Origin of the sequence: Variovorax sp. dw_954 (assembly GCF_018449755.1) — a bacterium.
Classification (GTDB): domain Bacteria; phylum Pseudomonadota; class Gammaproteobacteria; order Burkholderiales; family Burkholderiaceae_C; genus Variovorax.
This window is the reverse complement of the sequence record NZ_JAAVVD010000002.1, coordinates 237,166-254,294: the sequence shown is the minus strand read 5'-3', so window position 1 is coordinate 254,294 and position 17,129 is coordinate 237,166. Positions and strand designations below refer to the sequence as shown.

17 protein-coding genes are annotated in these 17,129 nt (G+C 67.2%); 3 read left to right on the top strand and 14 right to left on the bottom strand.

Annotated elements, in window-relative coordinates; genetic code table 11:
• The first annotated feature begins 74 nt into the window (after positions 1-74).
• Entirely contained in the window at positions 75-1,724 is a 1,650-nt protein-coding gene (locus tag HB681_RS04345; RefSeq protein ID WP_213953539.1) for a hypothetical protein, read from the top strand.
• 198 nt (positions 1,725-1,922) lie between these two features.
• Positions 1,923-2,726, top strand: a complete 804-nt coding sequence (locus tag HB681_RS04340) for a methyltransferase domain-containing protein (protein WP_213953538.1) — start codon at positions 1,923-1,925, stop codon at positions 2,724-2,726.
• A gap of 21 nt (positions 2,727-2,747) precedes the next feature.
• Here the strand turns inward: HB681_RS04340 and HB681_RS04335 are convergent, their stop codons facing one another.
• The 10 genes from HB681_RS04335 to HB681_RS04290 form a co-directional block, all read right to left on the bottom strand.
• Complete coding sequence (locus HB681_RS04335) at positions 2,748-3,965, bottom strand: ROK family transcriptional regulator (RefSeq protein ID WP_213953537.1); 1,218 nt, start codon at positions 3,963-3,965, stop codon at positions 2,748-2,750.
• On the bottom strand, positions 3,962-4,417 hold the full coding sequence (locus tag HB681_RS04330; protein WP_213953536.1) for an RbsD/FucU domain-containing protein: 456 nt from the start codon (positions 4,415-4,417) through the stop codon (positions 3,962-3,964). Before HB681_RS04330 ends, HB681_RS04335 begins: the two co-directional genes overlap by 4 nt.
• 25 nt (positions 4,418-4,442) lie before the next feature.
• A complete protein-coding gene (locus HB681_RS04325; RefSeq protein ID WP_213953535.1) occupies positions 4,443-5,246 on the bottom strand; it encodes an ATP-binding cassette domain-containing protein in 804 nt (267 codons plus the stop codon).
• A 2-nt stretch (positions 5,247-5,248) separates the two neighbouring features.
• Entirely contained in the window at positions 5,249-6,211 is a 963-nt protein-coding gene (locus HB681_RS04320) for an ABC transporter permease (RefSeq protein WP_213953534.1), read from the bottom strand.
• Between the two features lie 51 nt (positions 6,212-6,262).
• Positions 6,263-7,270 carry a sugar ABC transporter substrate-binding protein gene (locus tag HB681_RS04315; RefSeq protein WP_213953533.1) on the bottom strand — a complete coding sequence of 336 codons (1,008 nt, stop codon included), beginning with the start codon at positions 7,268-7,270 and terminating at the stop codon, positions 6,263-6,265.
• Positions 7,271-7,667: 397 nt separating this feature from the next.
• Positions 7,668-8,330, bottom strand: a complete 663-nt coding sequence (locus tag HB681_RS04310; protein ID WP_213953532.1) for a zinc ribbon domain-containing protein — start codon at positions 8,328-8,330, stop codon at positions 7,668-7,670.
• 8 nt (positions 8,331-8,338) lie between these two features.
• Positions 8,339-9,151: a hypothetical protein gene (locus tag HB681_RS04305; protein WP_213953531.1), complete on the bottom strand. Its 813-nt coding sequence runs from the start codon at positions 9,149-9,151 to the stop codon at positions 8,339-8,341.
• A 197-nt stretch (positions 9,152-9,348) separates the two neighbouring features.
• A complete protein-coding gene (locus HB681_RS04300) occupies positions 9,349-10,008 on the bottom strand; it encodes a UdgX family uracil-DNA binding protein (protein WP_213953530.1) in 660 nt (219 codons plus the stop codon).
• A gap of 29 nt (positions 10,009-10,037) precedes the next feature.
• Positions 10,038-10,286 carry a hypothetical protein gene (locus HB681_RS04295; protein ID WP_213953529.1) on the bottom strand — a complete coding sequence of 83 codons (249 nt, stop codon included), beginning with the start codon at positions 10,284-10,286 and terminating at the stop codon, positions 10,038-10,040.
• 123 nt (positions 10,287-10,409) lie between these two features.
• Positions 10,410-11,429, bottom strand: a complete 1,020-nt coding sequence (locus HB681_RS04290; protein ID WP_213953528.1) for a tripartite tricarboxylate transporter substrate-binding protein — start codon at positions 11,427-11,429, stop codon at positions 10,410-10,412.
• Between the two features lie 103 nt (positions 11,430-11,532).
• On the opposite strand from HB681_RS04290, the gene HB681_RS04285 reads away from it, so the two are divergent.
• Positions 11,533-12,426, top strand: coding sequence for a LysR family transcriptional regulator (locus HB681_RS04285; RefSeq protein ID WP_213953527.1), 894 nt, complete (start codon positions 11,533-11,535; stop codon positions 12,424-12,426).
• A 15-nt stretch (positions 12,427-12,441) separates the two neighbouring features.
• Here HB681_RS04285 and HB681_RS04280 read toward each other — a convergent pair whose 3' ends face one another.
• The 4 genes from HB681_RS04280 to HB681_RS04265 are packed head-to-tail and all read right to left on the bottom strand — an operon-like array spanning position 12,442 to position 16,911.
• Positions 12,442-13,428: an ABC transporter permease gene (locus tag HB681_RS04280; protein ID WP_213953526.1), complete on the bottom strand. Its 987-nt coding sequence runs from the start codon at positions 13,426-13,428 to the stop codon at positions 12,442-12,444.
• A complete protein-coding gene (locus HB681_RS04275) occupies positions 13,428-14,429 on the bottom strand; it encodes an ABC transporter permease (protein WP_213953525.1) in 1,002 nt (333 codons plus the stop codon). The genes HB681_RS04280 and HB681_RS04275 overlap by 1 nt, the downstream gene beginning before the upstream one ends.
• Positions 14,422-15,906 (bottom strand): sugar ABC transporter ATP-binding protein, encoded by a 1,485-nt coding sequence (locus tag HB681_RS04270; protein WP_213953524.1) that lies wholly within the window; start codon positions 15,904-15,906, stop codon positions 14,422-14,424. The genes HB681_RS04275 and HB681_RS04270 overlap by 8 nt, the downstream gene beginning before the upstream one ends.
• Positions 15,907-15,909: 3 nt before the next feature.
• The gene (locus HB681_RS04265) at positions 15,910-16,911 is read right to left on the bottom strand and encodes an autoinducer 2 ABC transporter substrate-binding protein (RefSeq protein ID WP_345944618.1); all 1,002 of its coding nucleotides are present in this window, start codon (positions 16,909-16,911) and stop codon (positions 15,910-15,912) included.
• Positions 16,912-17,129: the final 218 nt, after the last annotated feature.

Here is a 17,129-nt window from a genome sequence, read left to right as displayed (position 1 = left end):
TGATTTCATGAAGTCGGTTTCACAGTTGGCCAAGGGAATACCCTTGACACAACCACCCTTCATAAACTGAGGCCATGTCACACATCACCTCGCCGCCCCACGTGCAGCAGTTCCGCCAGATCCTGCTCTGGCCACTGCGCCTCATGCCCACCCCTGACACGCCCGGCGGACACCCCAGCCCCTGGCAAGTGCTGCGCCAGCTCGGCGCCGATTCGCCCTGGAGGGAAGAGGTGGACGAGTACACCGGCGACAGCAGCCGCTTCCACGAACGCCACTACAACGAGTTCGTGAGCTTCCTGCCGTATGTGCAGCGCTTCCTCTACGGCGAGGGCCGGGCGCGCGAAGGCGGCGGCAAGGATGGCGACTCGCCGATGCGCGTGTTCCGCCGCCACGACATCGCAGCCGTGCGCCTTGTCACCCGACCCGGCGAGGCGCCGATCACGTTGCAGGTGATCCACGCGGACCTGTACTTCTTCTTCGACGTCGACGTGGTGATGCTCAACATCGAGGTGGGCGCGGACAACCTCAGCCTGGCGCAGGCGCAGGAGGTGCTGTATCGCTTCGGCCGCGCCTACCCGGCCGGCTGGGACGCCGACGGCTCGCCTTCGCATTGTCTGCACAGCGTCGAATGGCTGGCGCCCGACGGAACAGTGTTGTCGCGCTCCGACGCGCAGAACCGAGAGGCCTTCCTGCAGCACGTGGCCGAGCACCGTGCGCCGCGCTTCTCGGCGCACTGGGCCTTCGTGATGCAACCGCTGGTCAGCGACCATTCCACCGAGCCCGGCGCGTTGCGCTACCGCCAGATCGAGTACTACCGCATGCCGACGATGGCGTACGTCTCGCTCGACGATCCGACCCGGCTCACGCGCAGCGACTACGTGCGGCTCGGCTTGGTCACCGGCGTTGGCGAGAGCGAAGCCACCCTGCCCTACGCCGAGGCGCACCTCGAGGACTTCGAGCGGAAGTACTGCTACGACCGCTTCTGGGTCGATGCGGGGAGTGCACCCAACACGCGCTACATGTGCAGCGGCTATTCGCTGGTGGTGGTCGGCGATGCGCGCTCCGAGTTCTTCTGCTGCCGCGACCGCGGCGTGCTGGCGCAGTTCAGGCACCAGCACTTCCTGGTCTTCCTGATCTCGCATTTCCAGAAGGCGTCGTTGCTGCTTTTTTCCGACCAGCTCGTGGAGGCATTGAGCAAGCTCGACGTGCACCATGCGTCGAGCGTGAAGAAGTTCAAGCGGGCCATCCGCCACAACTTCGAGCGCTTCCTGCGCTTCACACACCGCTATTGGTTCCACGAGATATCCGAGCAGGCGCAGGTGCGCGCGCTCTCGCACATGTGCCACGCGCACCTCGGCCTCGACCCGCTCTACGAGGAGGTCAGGGAACGCATCGCCGAGATGAACACCTACCTCGACGCCGACAGCCTGCGGCGCCAGGCCAATACCGTGGTGCGGCTGACCGTGGTCACGCTGTTCGGCCTGATCGGCACCATCACCACCGGCTTCCTCGGGATGAACCTGCTGGCCGAGGCGGACTCGCCGCTGATGACCAAGCTGATCTGGTTCTTCGTGGTGTTCGGCTTCACGACCTGGCTCACCGTCTACACGATGGTGAAGTCGCAGCGGCTGTCGGACTTCATCGATGCGCTGTCGAATGACCGGCTGACTTTCCGCGGGAAGATGAAGGCGCTGGTGCAGGTTTGGCGGCCCGGCGCGGATTGAAATGAACGGATGGCGGCGGCGTTGGTTTAGCCCGTGCTGCCTCGCTGCTTGATCCCAGCGCGGGCCTGCGCCCGGGCATCGCGCTCTCGCGAGGCGCAACGATTGATACTGGTGCAAATCGGCAACTGGCCTTGCCATTTCCCCGCCCCCGCGTAAAGTCCCGACGCGCCCGCATCCCGCGATCGCGCCGGAGGCCCGATGACCCAGGACCCCTTCACCGACCTGAAGCAGCGCCAACGCGAGATGTGGGCATCGTTCGCCCCCACAGCCACCTTCACCACGCCCACCGCTGCGCACCTCGTCAGGTTCGCACAGATCCAGCCAGGTGAAACGGTGCTCGACGTGGCAACAGGCACGGGCGTCGTCGCCATCACCGCCGCGCGCGCCGGCGCCAAGGTCTGCGCACTCGACCTCACACCCGAGCTGCTCGACGTCGCGCGCGACAACGCCGCCATCGCCGGCCTTGAGGAGATCGGCTGGACCGAGGGCGATGCCGAGCAACTGCCCTACCCTGACGCGTCCTTCGACGTCGTGCTCAGCCAGTTCGGCCACATGTTCGCGCCGCGCCCTGGCGTCACCGTCGCGGAGATGCGGCGCGTGCTGAAGCCGGGCGGCCGGGTGGCCTTCGCGACCTGGCCGCCGGAACACCTCGTTGGCCAGATGTTCATCCTGATCGGCCGCCATTCGCCGCCGCTGCCGGCCGGGGCGTCACCGCCGCCCCAGTGGGGCAACCCGGCCATCGTCGCGGAGCGGCTGGGTGCACACTTTGGTGAGGCCACCTTCGAGCGCGGCACCAAGGTGTTTCCAGCGCTCAGTCCCCAGCACTACCGCGTGAGCATGGAGCGCGGGGTCGGGCCGGTGCAGAAGCTCATGGACGGCCTCGCCGCCGATCCGGCAAAGCTCGCGAGCCTGCGCGCCGAGTTCGACGCGCTGATCACGCCCTGCTTCCGCGACAACCTCGTTCACGAGGAGTACCTGCTGACCCGCGCCCAGGCACGCTGAGGCGGGCCGGGCTGGAGAACGCTACCGCTCCACCTTCAGGAACAGGTCGCGGTCAGGCGCGAAGTTGCCATACAGCGGCAGCAGCGCCCCGCCGATGGCCCGCGCATCGGCGCCGATCGCGCCGGCCAGGATCTGCGGCCGCGTCACGCCTTCCCAGCTGTAGTGGTCGAAGGCCTCCGCGACCTGCGCCATCAACGCGGCCAGCATCTCGCGGCTGAAGGACCCGTCGATGATCACGCCGTCGAGATCGAGCAGCGCGGCCGCGCTGTCGATGGCCAGCGCGATGGCCAGGGCGGACTCGCGCATCCATGCCTGCGTGACCTGCAGCCAGGGCGCCTGCAGCGCACGCTCGTCGGCAAAGGCGCTGGCATCGAGCCCCTCCTTCGCGTACATCGCCTCCAGCGTGAACAGCGAGGCCACGCTCAGCAACTGGCGCGGCGGCGCACCGTCGGCACCGCCGAGGCCCAGCGGCATCGAGCCCACCGCGCCGGCATTGCCGGTGACGCCGTGGCGCAGGTGGCTGTCGATGACCAGCCCGCCGCCGATGAAGGTGTCGATGTAGATGTAGAGAAAGCTGCGGATGCTGCGCCCGCGCCCGGCCACCAGTTCTGCCACGCAAGCGGCAGAGGTGTCCTTGACGACTTCCACCGGCAGCGAGGTCATGGCCGCGACCTTGGCCCGGATGTCGATGCGGCTCCACTTGCCGGCCCGCTCGGGCGCGACGCCGAGCAAGGATTGCCAGCCGCCGAGCGACAGCGGCGCCGCGATGCCGATGCCGTGCAGCAGCTGCGCGCGCTTGGGGCCGAGCGACTTGCGCAGCGCGGCGAGGCGGCTGCGTATCTCGTCGAACAGCGTATCGGGGTCGGGGAACTCGTAGTCGAGCGTGAGGCGTTCTCGCACCTGCGCGTTGAAGTCGACCAGCAGCACGTCCAGGCTGCGCCGGCCGATCTTGATGCCGATGGAGTAAGCGCCGTCGGGGTTCAGCGCCATCGGGATGGAGGGCTGGCCGATCTTGCCGCGCACCGGTGCATGCTTGAGCACCAGGCCATCGGCTTCGAGGCGCGCGATGATGATCTGCACGGTCTGCGCAGTAAGGTGCGTGACCCGCGCGATCTCGGCCTTGGGCAGCGCGCCGTGCAGGCGGATCGCCTGCAGCACCACGCGCTCGTTGAACTGGCGCATGCCGACCTGGTTGGAACCGCGCGGGCGCAATCGCGGTGATGCCTCCAGGGTGGTCATGACACGAGGGCATGCGCAATGACGCCCTTCTTGAAAACGAAATTCGAAAACGCTTGCATCTCGCCAGTTTGCACGATGGCAAATGCGCGCTCGACACGCTCGTAGAACGCGAAGCGCTCCACCGCCTCGCACTGCGACTCCTGCGCATCGCCACGCGCGCACATCTGGCCGATCACGTCGCGCTGCAGGGCGGAGCGATAGCCTTGCGGCGTATCGCCCACCTGCATGAACGTCACCGGCTGCGCCACGGCAGCGTCGAGCGGCAGCACCGACAGCACTGCCGCGCAGGCCTCGCGCATCCCCACGCCAGGCAGCCGGATGACCGGCTTGCCGCGGCCCAGGGAATGCGCGGTGAAGTTGGCGTCTGCCACAACGATCTCGTCACCGTGGCCCATCTCGCACAGCACCTTCAGCAGTTCAGGTGCGAGCAACGGGTCGATGTTCTTGAGCATGGTTCGCTTCGACTGCGCGCCCGGTTCAGGCCAGCGCCTGCTGCGGCAGGTCCTCGGCGCGCATGGCGCCGGTCATCACCGCGACCGTGTCGCTCATGCTGATGTTCTTCGGGTTGACGATGCAGGCCCGCTTGCCCAGTCGGGCGATGTGGATGCGGTCGGCAATCTCGAAGACGTGCGGCATGTTGTGGCTGATGAGGATGACCGGCAGGCCCTTGTCGCGCACCCGGCGGATGAGTTCGAGCACCATGTTGCCCTCCTTCACCCCGAGTGCCGCCGTGGGTTCGTCCAGGATCACGACGTGCCTTGCGAAGGCCGCGCTGCGCGCCACCGCCACGCACTGCCGCTGTCCGCCGGAGAGCGTCTCGACCGCCTGCGTCATCGAGCGGATGCCCACCTTCAGGTCGTTCATGCGGGCGATGCTTTCGTCGAGCATCTTCTTCTTGTCGATGATGCGGAACAGCCTGGAGAAGAAGCCTTCCTTGATGATCTCGCGGCCGAGGAAGAGGTTTTCGGAGATGGTCATCGCAGGGGCGACGGCCAGGTCTTGATAGACCGTCTCGATGCCTTCGCGGCGTGCGTCCATCGGCGACTTGAAGTGGATCACCTTGCCGTCGAGCTTGACCTCGCCCTCGTCGGGAATGGTCGCGCCGGAGAGCGCCTTGATCAGCGATGACTTGCCGGCGCCGTTGTCGCCGATCACCGCCATGATCTCGCCGGCGCGCAGTTCGAAGTCCGCGCCGTCCAGCGCCGTGACGTTGCCGTAGCGCTTGACCAGGCCCTTGGCCTCCATGACGAGCGGTCCGTGGGAATGTACTGGCGTGGTCATGATCAGCGAGCTCCCTTGCGAGAAAGTTGGTCGGTGGCGACGGCCAGGATGACGAGCACGCCGGTGATCAGCACCTGGTAGACAGAGGCGACGCCCATCAGCGTGAGGCCGTTGCGGAACACGCCCACGATGACCGCCCCCAGCAGGGTGCCCAGGATGATCCCGCGGCCACCGAAGAGGCTGGTGCCGCCGAGCACCACCGCAGTGATCGCGTCGAGGTTCTCGGTCTGCCCGGCGTTCGGATCGCCGACACCGGTGCGGGCCACCGACAGCAGCGAGGCAATGCCGTAGAAGAGGCCGGCGGTGACGTACACCATCAGCAGCACCTTGTCGGTCGGGATACCGGTGAGGCGCGTGGCTTCGGGGTTGTTGCCCACCGCGTACACATGGCGACCGGGCTGCGTGTCGCGCAGACCCCACCACATGAAGATGTAGAGCAGGATCATGAAGATCGTGCCGTAGTTGAGCGCCGCGCCGCCGAGCGAGATGGTGTTGCCGAAGAAGGTCATGGCGGGCGGCAGGTCGGTGACGGTCTGCGCACCCGAGTAGAGCTGCGTGATGGCGAAGGCGATGTTCATGGTGCCCAGCGTCACGATGAACGGGGGCAGCTTGATCCGCGTGACCAGCAGCCCGTTGACCAGGCCGAAGGCCATGCATGCGAGCAGCCCGCACAGGATGGCCAGGTACTCGTTCATGCCGCTGGTCACTGCCAGCTTGGTCATCACGATGCCGCCGAGCGACATCACCATGCCGCAGCTCAGGTCGATGCCGGCCGTGAGGATGACCAGCGTCTGGCCGATCGCGATCGTGCCCACCACCATCACTTGCTGCAGGATCAGCGAGAAGTTCTGCACCGACAGGAATCGGTCGCTCTGCGTCGAGAAGAAGATCACCGCGATCAACAGCGCGATCACCGGACCGAGCGTCGAGATGGGTGGCAGCTTCGATGTCTTGCCGGTTGTCATGACAGCTCCCGTTGCTTTGGGTGTGGCGGAGGTGGACACGATGTGGCCGCCTTACTTGTTGCCCCAGCAAAGGTCGGTGCCAACCTTCGTATCCTTGCTCTCCACGCCGGCCATCGGCTTGTCGGTGATCAGCGTGACGCCGGTGTCGGTGTAGCCCTTGGCCTTGGTGCCGTTCTTGGCATAGGCCACGCCGGCCTCGACACCCATCGATGCCATCTTGAGCGGGTATTGCTGCGAGGTGGCGGCGATCATGCCGGCCTTCACGTTCTTGATGCCGGTGCAGCCGCCATCGACGGAAACGATCATCACGCCCTTCTCCTTGCCTGCGTTCTTCAGCGCCTGGAAGGCACCGGCGGCGGCGGGTTCGTTGATGGTGTAGACGAGGTTGATGTCGGGGTTCTTCTGCAGGCAGTTCTCCATGGCGGTCTGGCCCTTGGCCTGGTCGCCGAAGCTGTCTGCCATGCAGACCACCGCGCCGTCCTTTGCCAGTTCGTTGCTCTTGGCGTCAAGCGACTTCAGGCCGTAGCCGTTCATGAAGCCGTTGTGGCGCTGCGCACCCACCGGGTGCCCCGGGAACAGGTCGAGCGTGGCGATCTTGGCGGGCTTGCCGGCCATGGCTGCCTTGGCGTATTTGCCGATCAGTTCGCCGGCCGTGTAGTTGTTGGTGGCGAACAGCGCGTCGGCGGCCTCGGCCGGGTCGGTCGGGCTGTCGAGCGCGATGAACATCACGCCCTGCGCCTGCGCCTTCTTGATGGCGGGCACGATGGCCTTGGAATCGTTGGGCGTGATCAGGATGGTCTTGGCGCCACCGGCAATCATGTTCTCGATGGCCGTGACCTGGCCGGCGTTGTCGCCGTCCTGCTTGCCCGCGGCGCTCAGCAACTTGGCGCCCTGCGCGGTGGCCGCCGCCTGGGCGCCCTCCTTCATCTTCACGAAGAAGGGATTGGTGTCCGTCTTGGTGATGAGGCCGACCACCGGCTGGTCCGCCGCGACAGCGAAGCCTGCGGCGCAGAGGCCGGCAGTGATGGTGAGGGCGATGCGGATCGAGGTCTTCGGCATGAGTGTCTCCGTTGGTGTCGTTGGTGCGGTCGGCGGGCGACTGCATTGGGGTGGTGAGGGACTGCGCCTGCCGGGTTGCATGCCCTGGCGGCGTGGAGGGATTGTGGGCGTGCCGACTAACTAAATCAATTAGATTTATTAAGTAGTTTCCCGGATATGGAGGGTTGCGCTGCGCGATGGCTGAGGGTTCAGGAAGGGGGACTTCCGGACGCAGAGGACGCGAAGGTTTCGCGAAGGACGCGAAAGAACAACCAAAAATTCCTGGCCGTTCTTTCGCGTCCTTCGGCGACCGTTGGCGTCCTTTACGGCCGCCAAGCCCGCGTTTAGTCCGCGTTTCAGCGGCTCTCAGCGAGGTCGCTCGGAGAGGCCGGCGGCGTTCACGCGCCGCTGCAGCGGGTCATTGCCGGCGGTAACGCCCCGACCAGGTTCTGTACGGGTACCCACCCTGCGTGCAGAGCACTTCGCCATAGGGGTTGTAGCGATCGCAAGCCGCGCGGGCGCCTGACGTGGCGGCTACGACGGGTATCAGGCGACGGTTTTCCTTGCGGGGCTTGGCGCCGCTCGTGGTGGCCACCCGGGCGGGTCGTGACTTCACGCCCTGGTCTGGCGTGAGCGCCTGGAGGGGGATCGGCTGGCTTGCCCCCTGCTTGTCGTCCCATGTTGCTTCGGGCTTGGGCACCAGATGCGCGGCCGTCAACACCTCGCGCTCTTCCTCCGTGCGCATGCGAGGCGGCGGTGCGACCGCAGCCTGTACCTGCGGCAGGACAGAGGGCGCCTGCATGTGCGGCACGCGCGCCGAAGTCGCGGCCCAGACCACCAGGGCCGAGACGCCAACGAGCAACAACACGCCCAGGAAGACCATCCAGGATGCAACGGCCTGCGCGCCCGCGGGCCCTCCCCCACGTGGTCGCGGGCGGGGCGCATCCGCAGGCGACGCCCGGATGGACTCCAGCATCGAAGGCGCCGTGGGCGCGAAGGCCGGCAGCTTGGCCAGGCAGCCGCGGCAGAACATCGCGCTGTCACGGTTGTCGGTTCCGCAGGTGGGGCAGGCGGCGGGCATGCTCCGGCTCATCCGACCAGCGTCGGGTTGCGCCGCGCTTCGTCCAGGCGGCGTTGGCGGATCGGCTGCGCGCAGGAGGTCGCGCGGGCCGCGGAAGGCTGCGCGCAGGTGCGGTTGACGCACATCGCCCGGGCGAAGAAGTTCATCTCGTCGCACCGGGCCAACTGCGCCGATGCGCTTTGCGTACCCGGCACGTGCTGCGGTGGCGACACCGCCTGCCGTCGGACCATGGCGGCCTTCCTCGAGGGACGCTCCACCGGACTGTCGGCGATCGTCTCGTCCTCTTCTTCGGCAGCGGAGAACGCCGGCTCCGGCACCGCCTCGATGGCGGCAGCGTGGGTCGTGGGCTCAGGCTGCACCGTCACGGGCACCGCGACCTGGTCCTGCAACGCGACGGGGGCGAGAGGCTGAAGCACCGCACGCTCCGCCGACGCATCAGTGGGCGAGGATTCGATCAACGGGAGACCCGCAATGGCTGCCACGGCGATCAGGAATGCCCCCATGCAGCCCGACGCCAGCGGCCTGCGCCGCGCCTGCGTGGGCGTCGCTACCAGACCGTGTCTGGCCGCTTGCTGCAACGCGGCGTTTTCACTCGTCGCGTAGTACGCAGGCAGCCTGCCGGTGCAACCCTTGCAGTAGCGCCGCGACCCCAGGTTGATGGTCTGGCATGCCTCGCACACGCTGCGGGGGGATCGGCTGCGCCATCGCGCAAGGTCCAGCACGTCGCCGAAGGCAATGGCCGGAGCAGAAGTCCTCGACGGGGACGACATCGCGGCGGCCATCATCGACCACGCGATCCGGGGCCCGCGACGCAGATCCATTCGACACGGCGGTTGAACAACATGCTGGGCTCCTGGCTCGACGAGCAATGACAATAACCTTGCGGGATGCAAGATGCAACGGCGCAGCAGTGCCACTTGTAAGACATCGGCTGATCCGGCTGTCGATGGCGATACAGGCCGCGCTACAACTCGCCGACTGGCGCTACAACTGGATACGCGACCCACGCGCGAACGCCTCAGCGGGACGTAGGTGCATGCTCGCCGCGGCGCGGCGTGGCCAAGGCCAGGTCGCTGGCCAACGCAAGGTCGGCGAGCCAGGCGGCATAGGCCTCGTGCTGCTGTGAAGGGTCGCCACGCAGCAACGCGGAGGGATGCAATGTCACCAGCACCCGTTCGCCGCGCCGGCCTTCATGCCACTGGCCGCGCTCCTTCATCACCGCCACGGGTCGGCCCAGCAAAGCGCGGGCCGCGGTCGCGCCCAGCGCCACCAAGGCCCGTGGCCTGACCTGGGCGATTTCGCTTTCGAGCCAGTGCAGGCAGGCCGCGGCCTCCTGCTGGCTCGGCGTCTTGTGGATGCGTCGCTTGCCGCGCAGTTCGAACTTGAAATGCTTCACGGCATTGCTGACCCAGATGCTGTCGCGCGGCCAGCCGAGGTCGGCGCAGGCGCGGTCGAACAGCTTGCCGGCCGGCCCGACGAAGGGACGGCCACGCAGGTCTTCCTGGTCGCCGGGCTGCTCGCCGACAACCATCAACGCGGCGTGCACAGGGCCTTCGCCGAACACCGATTGCGTCGCGTGCTCGCCGATCGGGCATTCACGGCAGCGGTCGGTGGCGGCCTTGAGTTGAGCCAGCGCCCGCGTCGGGTCGGGCGAGAGGTGGAGATGTGAAGCGGACATGGGTGGCTCCTGATGCCGACCCGATCGGCTCAGAGCGGGCGCGCGCGTCCGGCGAGCAGTTGCCCGAGCCGCGCCACGCCACCGGTGCCGCTCGCGGCGCGGCCCACCAGCGCGGTGCCCAGGGCGCCGGCCAGCGTGCGCCCGATGAACGAACGACCGGTGGCGGCCTTCCACAACAGCAGCGCCCCGACGCCGAGCACGATGACATGCTCGCCGGGGAAGTCGGGGCGTTGCTGGTCGTACTGCTTCAGTTGGTCGATCACCGATTCGCGTTGCATGTGAGGGCTCCTTCATTCGATCGCCCCCGTGATACGTCGTGCGCCGCCCTCGCGGTGTAGGCATGAAGGCACGGCGCTCGTCAGGCCTCCGGTTCGGGCGCAGCGAGTTCAGGCGCAGCGTGTTCAGGCGTCGCCGCGGATGCCGGCGCTGACCAGCAGGGGCGCCCAGGCTAGACGATCCGCCTCGACCCTTGCGGCCAACTGCGCCGGAGTACCTTGCACGGCGACCATGGCCGAGTCCTCCAGCTTGTGCGCCAACTCATCATTGCGGGTCGCAACGGCATGCACCGCCCGGGAGGCCTCTTCGGCAACACCGGCCGAAGCCCCACCCGGCAGGAAAAACGCAAACCACTCGCGCATCACCGACCGCGCGAATCCCTGTTCTGCGAGCGTCGGAACACCCGGCGAGAACCGGCTGCGCTCCAGGGCGGAGGTGCCAAGCATCCGCAGCCGCCCGCCGGCGAGTTGCGGCAGCAGCAGGCCTTCCGGCAGCGCGAGCACCGCCACCTGGCCGCCCAGCAACGCCACCATCGCCGGCGGGCCACCGGGGTATGGCACATGGCGCCAATTCAGGCCGGCCTGGTCGAAGACCATGACTTCGAGGATGTGCGGCAGCGTGCCGGTGCCCGGCGAAGCAGCGTTGGCGGCATCGGGCGTGCGTCGCATCCACTTCATCAGTGCATCCATGTCGCCTACCTCGGCGGGCACCGCCGGGCCGACGACCACGCCGAGGTTCATTTCGGCCGCGAGCGACACCGGTCGCAGGTCGCGCGCGGGTTCGTAGCCGAGCTTCTCGTACAGCGTCGGATAGAGGCTTGCGATTGCACCCTGGCCCAGCAGCCAGGTCGCTCCATCGGCCGGCGCCGACTTGAGCGCCTGCACTGCGATCTGCCCCGCCGCACCCGGCCGGTTGTCGACGACGACCTGCCGCGCGTACACGCCGGCAAGCGCTTCGCCATAGCGGCGCGCCACGATGTCGGGGACGCTTCCGGCCGGGCCGGTGCAGATGATGCGCAGCCGCTCGCGCCCTGGTGCCGACGGAGCCTGCGCGAGGCTGGCGGAGTTGCAGATCGCGGCGGCCATCCCGGCGACCAGCATGCGGCGACGTGCGATGCCGCCAGGCGTTGGATGGGGTGTCGTCATGGCGCTGTCCTCGTTTGCGATGGGAAAGCCAGCGTAGGCTCGCCCCCAGGCCGCCACAAGGCGCGGACTTGCGGAACGGGGCCGCAATAGTGCATAACGAGCGATGCTCGACTGGAACGACCTGAAGTACTTCGTCGCGGTGGCCCGGCACGGCAGCACGCTGGCCGCGGGCCGTGCGCTGGGAGTCGACCAATCCACCGTGCAGCGACGGCTGACCGCGCTGGAACGCCACATCGGACGCGCGCTGGTGCAACGCCACACCAGCGGCTATCGACTCACGGACTTCGGCACGGAGATGCTGCAGGCCGCGCAGCAGGTCGAGCACGCCGCCGTCGCCTTCGAACAAGCGCTGGCCGAATCGAGGCGCAATGCCGCCGGCGTGATCCGGCTGACCTGCCCCGAGCCGCTGGTCAACCGGCTGACCAAATCGGGGCTGCTCGATCGCTTCCATGTGCAGCATCCCGCGCTGCACGTCGAGTTCGTGATGAGCGACAAGTACATCGACCTGCGCACCGGCGAGGCCGACGTCGCCTTGCGCTCAGGCGACACCGACGATGGCGTGCTGGTGGGCCGGAAGGTCGGAGACTCGCTGTGGGCCGTCTATGCGAGCAAGGACTATGTGGCGCGGCATGACATGCCCTCATCGGTCGAGGAACTCGGTGGGCACCCGCTGGCCGGGTTCGAGGAAAGCATGTCGGCGCATCGCGCGAGCCAGTGGCTGCGCGACGTGGCGCCGGACGCCGCCATCGTGGCGCGCTGTGGCAGCGTGCTCGGCCTCCTGCTGTCGGCGAAGGCGGGCGTCGGCATCGCGCCGCTACCTACGGCGCTGGGCGATTCGGAGCCGGAGCTGGTGCGTGTGCTCGGACCCGTCGCCGCACTGTCGCGGGACTGGCGGCTGCTGGCCATGCCCGAGATACGCAAGACGGCGCGCGTGAGCGCCTTCTTCGACTTCATGGTGTCCGAGATCGAGGCCCTGAAGCCGATCATCACGGGTTAGCGCGGGACAGGGCTCTCAGCCGCGCGAGCCGCGGAATCCTTCAAGCCTCGCCCCCACCGCCGTCACCGCGATGATCAGCGCGCCCCAGATCGCCAGCGTGAGGAACGGACTGAAGCCGAGCAGGTTGAACGCCGACGAAATCAACTGCAGCAGCACCAGCGCCATCACCAGCCCGCCCACCTTGCCGAAGCCGCCAAACGGGTCGACGCCGCCGAGCACCGCGGCGAGGATGGTCACCAGCAGGTAGCTCTCCCCATACGAGGCATTGGCCGAGTTGAAGCGCGCCATCATGACCAGCGCCGCGACCACCGCCAGCAGGCTCGACAGCACATACACCCCGAGCAGCACGCGCCGCGTGTCGACGCCCGAATAGCGCGTCGCCTTCTCGCTCGACCCGATCATGTAGACCTTGTGGCCGAACGGGCTCTTGTTGAGCAGCACCGCCATCGGCACGCACAGCGCCAGGAAGATCATGAGCGCCACCGGAACGCCTGCGAGCGTGCCGTTGCCCAGGAACACGATCGGCTCCGGAAAGCCGGAGATCACGTTGCCGCGCGTGAGCCCGATCGACAGGCCCTTGCACAGCGTCATCGTGCCCAGCGTCGCGAGGATCGGCGACACGCCCAGGTAGGCGATGACGTAGCCGTTGATGAGCCCCACCACCAGCGCCACGCCCACGCCGGCGAGGATCGCGACGAGTTGCCAGCCGCCCCACATGAAGCCCTGCGCGCCCGGCACCTGCGTGGTGAGCACCCAGCCCATCGTGAGCGCGCAGAGATTGGCCGTGGCGATGATCGACAGGTTGAGTCCGCCCGAGAGCAGCGTCACCATCATCGCCAGCGAAAGGATGCCGAGTTCCGGCAACTGGAAAGCCATCGACTGCAGCGAGCCGACGCTGAAGAAGCGCTCGCCGAGCAGCAGCCCGAACACCGCCAGCAGCGCCACCAGCACCAGCGACAACATCGGCACCGTGCCGCCGCGCAGGACGCTTGCGAGCGCCATCAGTTGATCGCCTTCGTGGCGCGGCGGCGGCGCTCCGACCAGGCCGTCATCGACACGGCCACGAGGATGGTCAGGCCGACGAACCACTGGTTCCAGTACGAGGACACGCCGATCAGCACCAGCCCGTTCTGCAGGATCGCCAGCAACGCCACGCCGAGGATCGCGCCCATCACCGTGCCCACGCCGCCGGTCAGGCTCGCGCCGCCCAGCACCACGGCCGCCAGCACGTCGAGTTCCTTGCCGACCAGCACGGTGGGCGTCACCGACTGCGCCAATTGCGCCTGCACCAGCGAGGCCACGCCGGCCACGAAGCCCAGGTAGCCATACACCAGCACGTTGAGCCGGAACACATGGAAGCCCAGGCGCTGCGCCGCGTCCTTGTTGCCGCCCATCGCATAGATCTGCCGGCCGACATTGGTGCGGTTCAGCAGCAGCCAGGCCGCCAGGAAGGACAGCACCAGCACGATGATCTGCAGGTTCAACGCATACGGCACGCCACTTGCGTCCTCTTGCTCGAACCACCAGATGCCGTCGCGGAAGAACTTGGGCAGCGAGGTGATGTACTTGCCGCCGGTCGAGAAGATCAGCAGGCCGTAGAAGATGTTGAGCGTCGCGATCGACACGATGATCGACGAGATGCGCAGCTTGGTGATGAACACCGCATTGATCACGCCGCACAGCACACCGACCGCCGCCGCGATCGCGAACAGCGACAGCCAGCCGAGCCCGTGCTGAATGCCGAGCGTCAGCGCGATGTACTGCGCAATCGACGCTGTGGCAGTGAACGAAATGTCGATGCCGCCCGAGATCAGCACCACCAGCAGGCCCGAGGCCAGGATGCCGATGAAGGCGTTCGAGGTCAGCAGGTCGTAGAGGTTCTGGATGGTGAGGAAGCTGTCGGTCGCCAGTGACAGCGCGACCGACATGACCAGGATGACGGCCAGCAGCCAGAACTCGTGGCTGCGGCGGAAACGCTGGAGCGCGGACGTGGGGCTATGCATCGACCATCGCCTGCAATTCCTCTTCGCTCGAATCATGCGGCACGCGCTCGCCGGCCAGCTTGCCGCCGCGCATCACCAGCACTCGATGCGCGTGATAGAAGACCTCCGGAATCTCGTCCGAGATCAACAGGATCGCGACCCCCTTGGCCGCCAGCGCGCGCACCACTTCGTAGATGCCGTCCTTGGCAGCAATGTCGACGCCGACGGTCGGGCTGTCCAGGATCAGCAGCTTGGGCGCGGTCGCCATCCACTTGGCCAGCACCACGCGCTGCTGGTTGCCGCCGGACAGCGTGCGCACCGCGTTGTCGGCATTCGGCGCCTTGATGGCCAACTCCTTGATCCAGTGCTGCGCCGTCGCCTGGCGCGTTTGCTCGGGCACCAGCCCGATGCCGTTCGTCAGCTTGTCGAGCACCGTCACCAGGATGTTCGAGGAGATCGGCTGCTCCAGCACCAGCCCCAGGTTGAGCCGGTCTTCCGAGACATACGCGATGCCCTCCTCGATCGCCTGCGCGTTGGTCTTGAGCGCGAGCGGCTTGCCGTTCAGGCGGATCTCGCCCGAGCTTGGCCGGTTCATGCCGAACAGCGACAGCGCGAACTCGGTGCGCCCGGAACCCAGCAGCCCCGTCAGCCCGACGATCTCGCCGGCGCGGATGTCCATGCTGATGTCCTCGTACTGGCCGGTGCGCGTGAGGTGGCTCACCTGCAGCACCACGTCGGCTGTCGTCCAGTCGGTCAACGAGGTCTTGTACGCAAAGGACTTCCCGGTCATCAGGGTCGCGAGCTTCTTGTCGTCCATCTCGCGCGCCGGAAACTCGCCGACCTTCGCGCCGTCGCGCAGCACCGTCACGCGCTCGGCGATCTCCATGACCTCGTCGAGCCGGTGCGACACGAACACGATGCAGATGCCATGCCGCTTGAGATCGGCGACGAGGCGGATCAGCGCATCGACCTCGTGCCGCGACAGCGACGCGGTCGGCTCGTCCATGATCACCAGCTTGGCGTCGGCCGCCATCGCGCGACAGATCGCGACGAGTTGCCGGTTGGCGATCGACAGGTCTTCCACCCGCTCGTCCGGATCAAGCAATGCGCCGATGCGCGCCATGGCCGCCGCGGCGGTCGCGCGCAGCCGCTTCCAGTTCACCACCTGCGGCCGGCCCAGGTGACTGGCGATCGAAATGTTCTCCGCCACCGTGAGGTTGGGGAACAGCGACAGGTCCTGGTAGATCACCTGGATGCCGCAGGCGGTGGACTGCACCGGGTCGAGGTGCGGATACTCCCGCCCTTCGATCACGATGCGCCCGCCCGGCTCGGGCGCGAGCACGCCCGAGATGATCTTGATCAGCGTCGACTTGCCCGAGCCGTTTTCACCGACCAGGCAATGCACCTCGCCGGCTGCCAACGCCAGGTCGACGTTGCGCAGCGCGACGACGCCGCCGAAGCGCTTGGAGATCGACTGCAGCTCGAGAAAGTTGCTCAACCCTCAAAGCCCGCCTGCGATGAGTCCCGCGATCGTCTGGTTGTTGATCGCCATGATCTTGTCGACCTTGATCAGCTTGCCGGGCACGTCGACCGACGCCTTGCCCAGGCCCGGGATCTCCACGCCGTCCTTGATCGGCTTGCCGTCGAGCATCAACCGCGCGACCGCGACCATCGCATAGCCCGCATCGGTCGGGTTCCACAGGAAGCCTTCGCGGATGATGCCGTCGGCGATCAGGTCCTTGGCCTGCGACGGCAGCACCGTGCCGACGATCGCGATCTTCTTGCCCAGCCGCTTCTCGCGCACCGCATTGCCCGCGCCGATCGGCCCGTTGGAGCCGAAGCCGAGGATGCCCTTGAGATTGGGATACGCCTTGATCACGTCGAGCGTGGTCTTGTACGAGGTGTCGATCTCGTCGGCGCCGGGGAAGCGGTCGGCCGCGAGCTTCATCTTCGGGTAGTTCTTCTTCTGGTAGGCGATGGCGGCGTCGGCCCACTTGTTGTGCAGCGGCGTGGTCAGCGTGCCGACGTACACCACGTATTCGCCCGACTCGCCCATGTCCTTGGCGATGCGCTGCATCTGCACCTCGCCGAACTTCACCGAGTCGATGAGTTCCACGTTCCAGTCGCGCCCCTCCTGCTCCGGCCCCTCGTGCGTGATGACCTTGATGCCCGCCGCCTGCGCCCGCTTGAGCACTGGCTCGCAGACCTTCACGTCCAGCGGCACCAGGCCGATGACGGTCACCTTCTTGGCGATCTGGTCCTCGAGCAGCTTGACCTGCTGCGCCGGGTCGACATTGGCCGGGCCGACCATGGTGGCGTCGATGTTGAAGTCCTTGGCGCCCTTCACGATGCCCTTCTCGACCGCGTTGAACCACGGGATGCCCGCGATCTTGACCACGGTCACCATCGACGGATTCGCCGCGAAGGCGAGCCGGCTGGCGAGCCCCGATGCGCCGGCCATGGCCGCGCTTCCCAATGTCTTGAGAGTCTTGCGTCTATTCACTGGTTGTCTCCATGTTGTCCCGCGTTTTCGGCGAGCCTTGTTGCCCTCCCAGGGTGCGAACGCGAAGCTGCACTCATGCTAGTACCGCCGCCGTTGCTTGACAACGGGGCGGTGGCGCGGCTTACCCTGATATCGCCGCATGGGCGGTGCGCGCGGCCGGGCGCGCGGGCGGGATTTGCAGTTCAATGGCGCCGGGGCGATCCTTCATTCGGCATCGC

Coding starts and splice junctions, on each gene's coding strand:
- HB681_RS04310 (WP_213953532.1), bottom strand. CDS start 8,330: ATGCCCGCCGCCTGCCCCACCTGCGGAACCGACAACCGTGACAGCGCG.
- HB681_RS04275 (WP_213953525.1), bottom strand. CDS start 14,429: ATGCATAGCCCCACGTCCGCGCTCCAGCGTTTCCGCCGCAGCCACGAG.
- HB681_RS04320 (WP_213953534.1), bottom strand. CDS start 6,211: ATGACAACCGGCAAGACATCGAAGCTGCCACCCATCTCGACGCTCGGT.
- HB681_RS04300 (WP_213953530.1), bottom strand. CDS start 10,008: ATGTCCGCTTCACATCTCCACCTCTCGCCCGACCCGACGCGGGCGCTG.
- HB681_RS04285 (WP_213953527.1), top strand. CDS start 11,533: ATGCTCGACTGGAACGACCTGAAGTACTTCGTCGCGGTGGCCCGGCAC.
- HB681_RS04340 (WP_213953538.1), top strand. CDS start 1,923: ATGACCCAGGACCCCTTCACCGACCTGAAGCAGCGCCAACGCGAGATG.
- HB681_RS04280 (WP_213953526.1), bottom strand. CDS start 13,428: ATGGCGCTCGCAAGCGTCCTGCGCGGCGGCACGGTGCCGATGTTGTCG.
- HB681_RS04330 (WP_213953536.1), bottom strand. CDS start 4,417: ATGCTCAAGAACATCGACCCGTTGCTCGCACCTGAACTGCTGAAGGTG.
- HB681_RS04305 (WP_213953531.1), bottom strand. CDS start 9,151: ATGGATCTGCGTCGCGGGCCCCGGATCGCGTGGTCGATGATGGCCGCC.
- HB681_RS04295 (WP_213953529.1), bottom strand. CDS start 10,286: ATGCAACGCGAATCGGTGATCGACCAACTGAAGCAGTACGACCAGCAA.
- HB681_RS04345 (WP_213953539.1), top strand. CDS start 75: ATGTCACACATCACCTCGCCGCCCCACGTGCAGCAGTTCCGCCAGATC.
- HB681_RS04335 (WP_213953537.1), bottom strand. CDS start 3,965: ATGACCACCCTGGAGGCATCACCGCGATTGCGCCCGCGCGGTTCCAAC.
- HB681_RS04325 (WP_213953535.1), bottom strand. CDS start 5,246: ATGACCACGCCAGTACATTCCCACGGACCGCTCGTCATGGAGGCCAAG.
- HB681_RS04315 (WP_213953533.1), bottom strand. CDS start 7,270: ATGCCGAAGACCTCGATCCGCATCGCCCTCACCATCACTGCCGGCCTC.
- HB681_RS04290 (WP_213953528.1), bottom strand. CDS start 11,429: ATGACGACACCCCATCCAACGCCTGGCGGCATCGCACGTCGCCGCATG.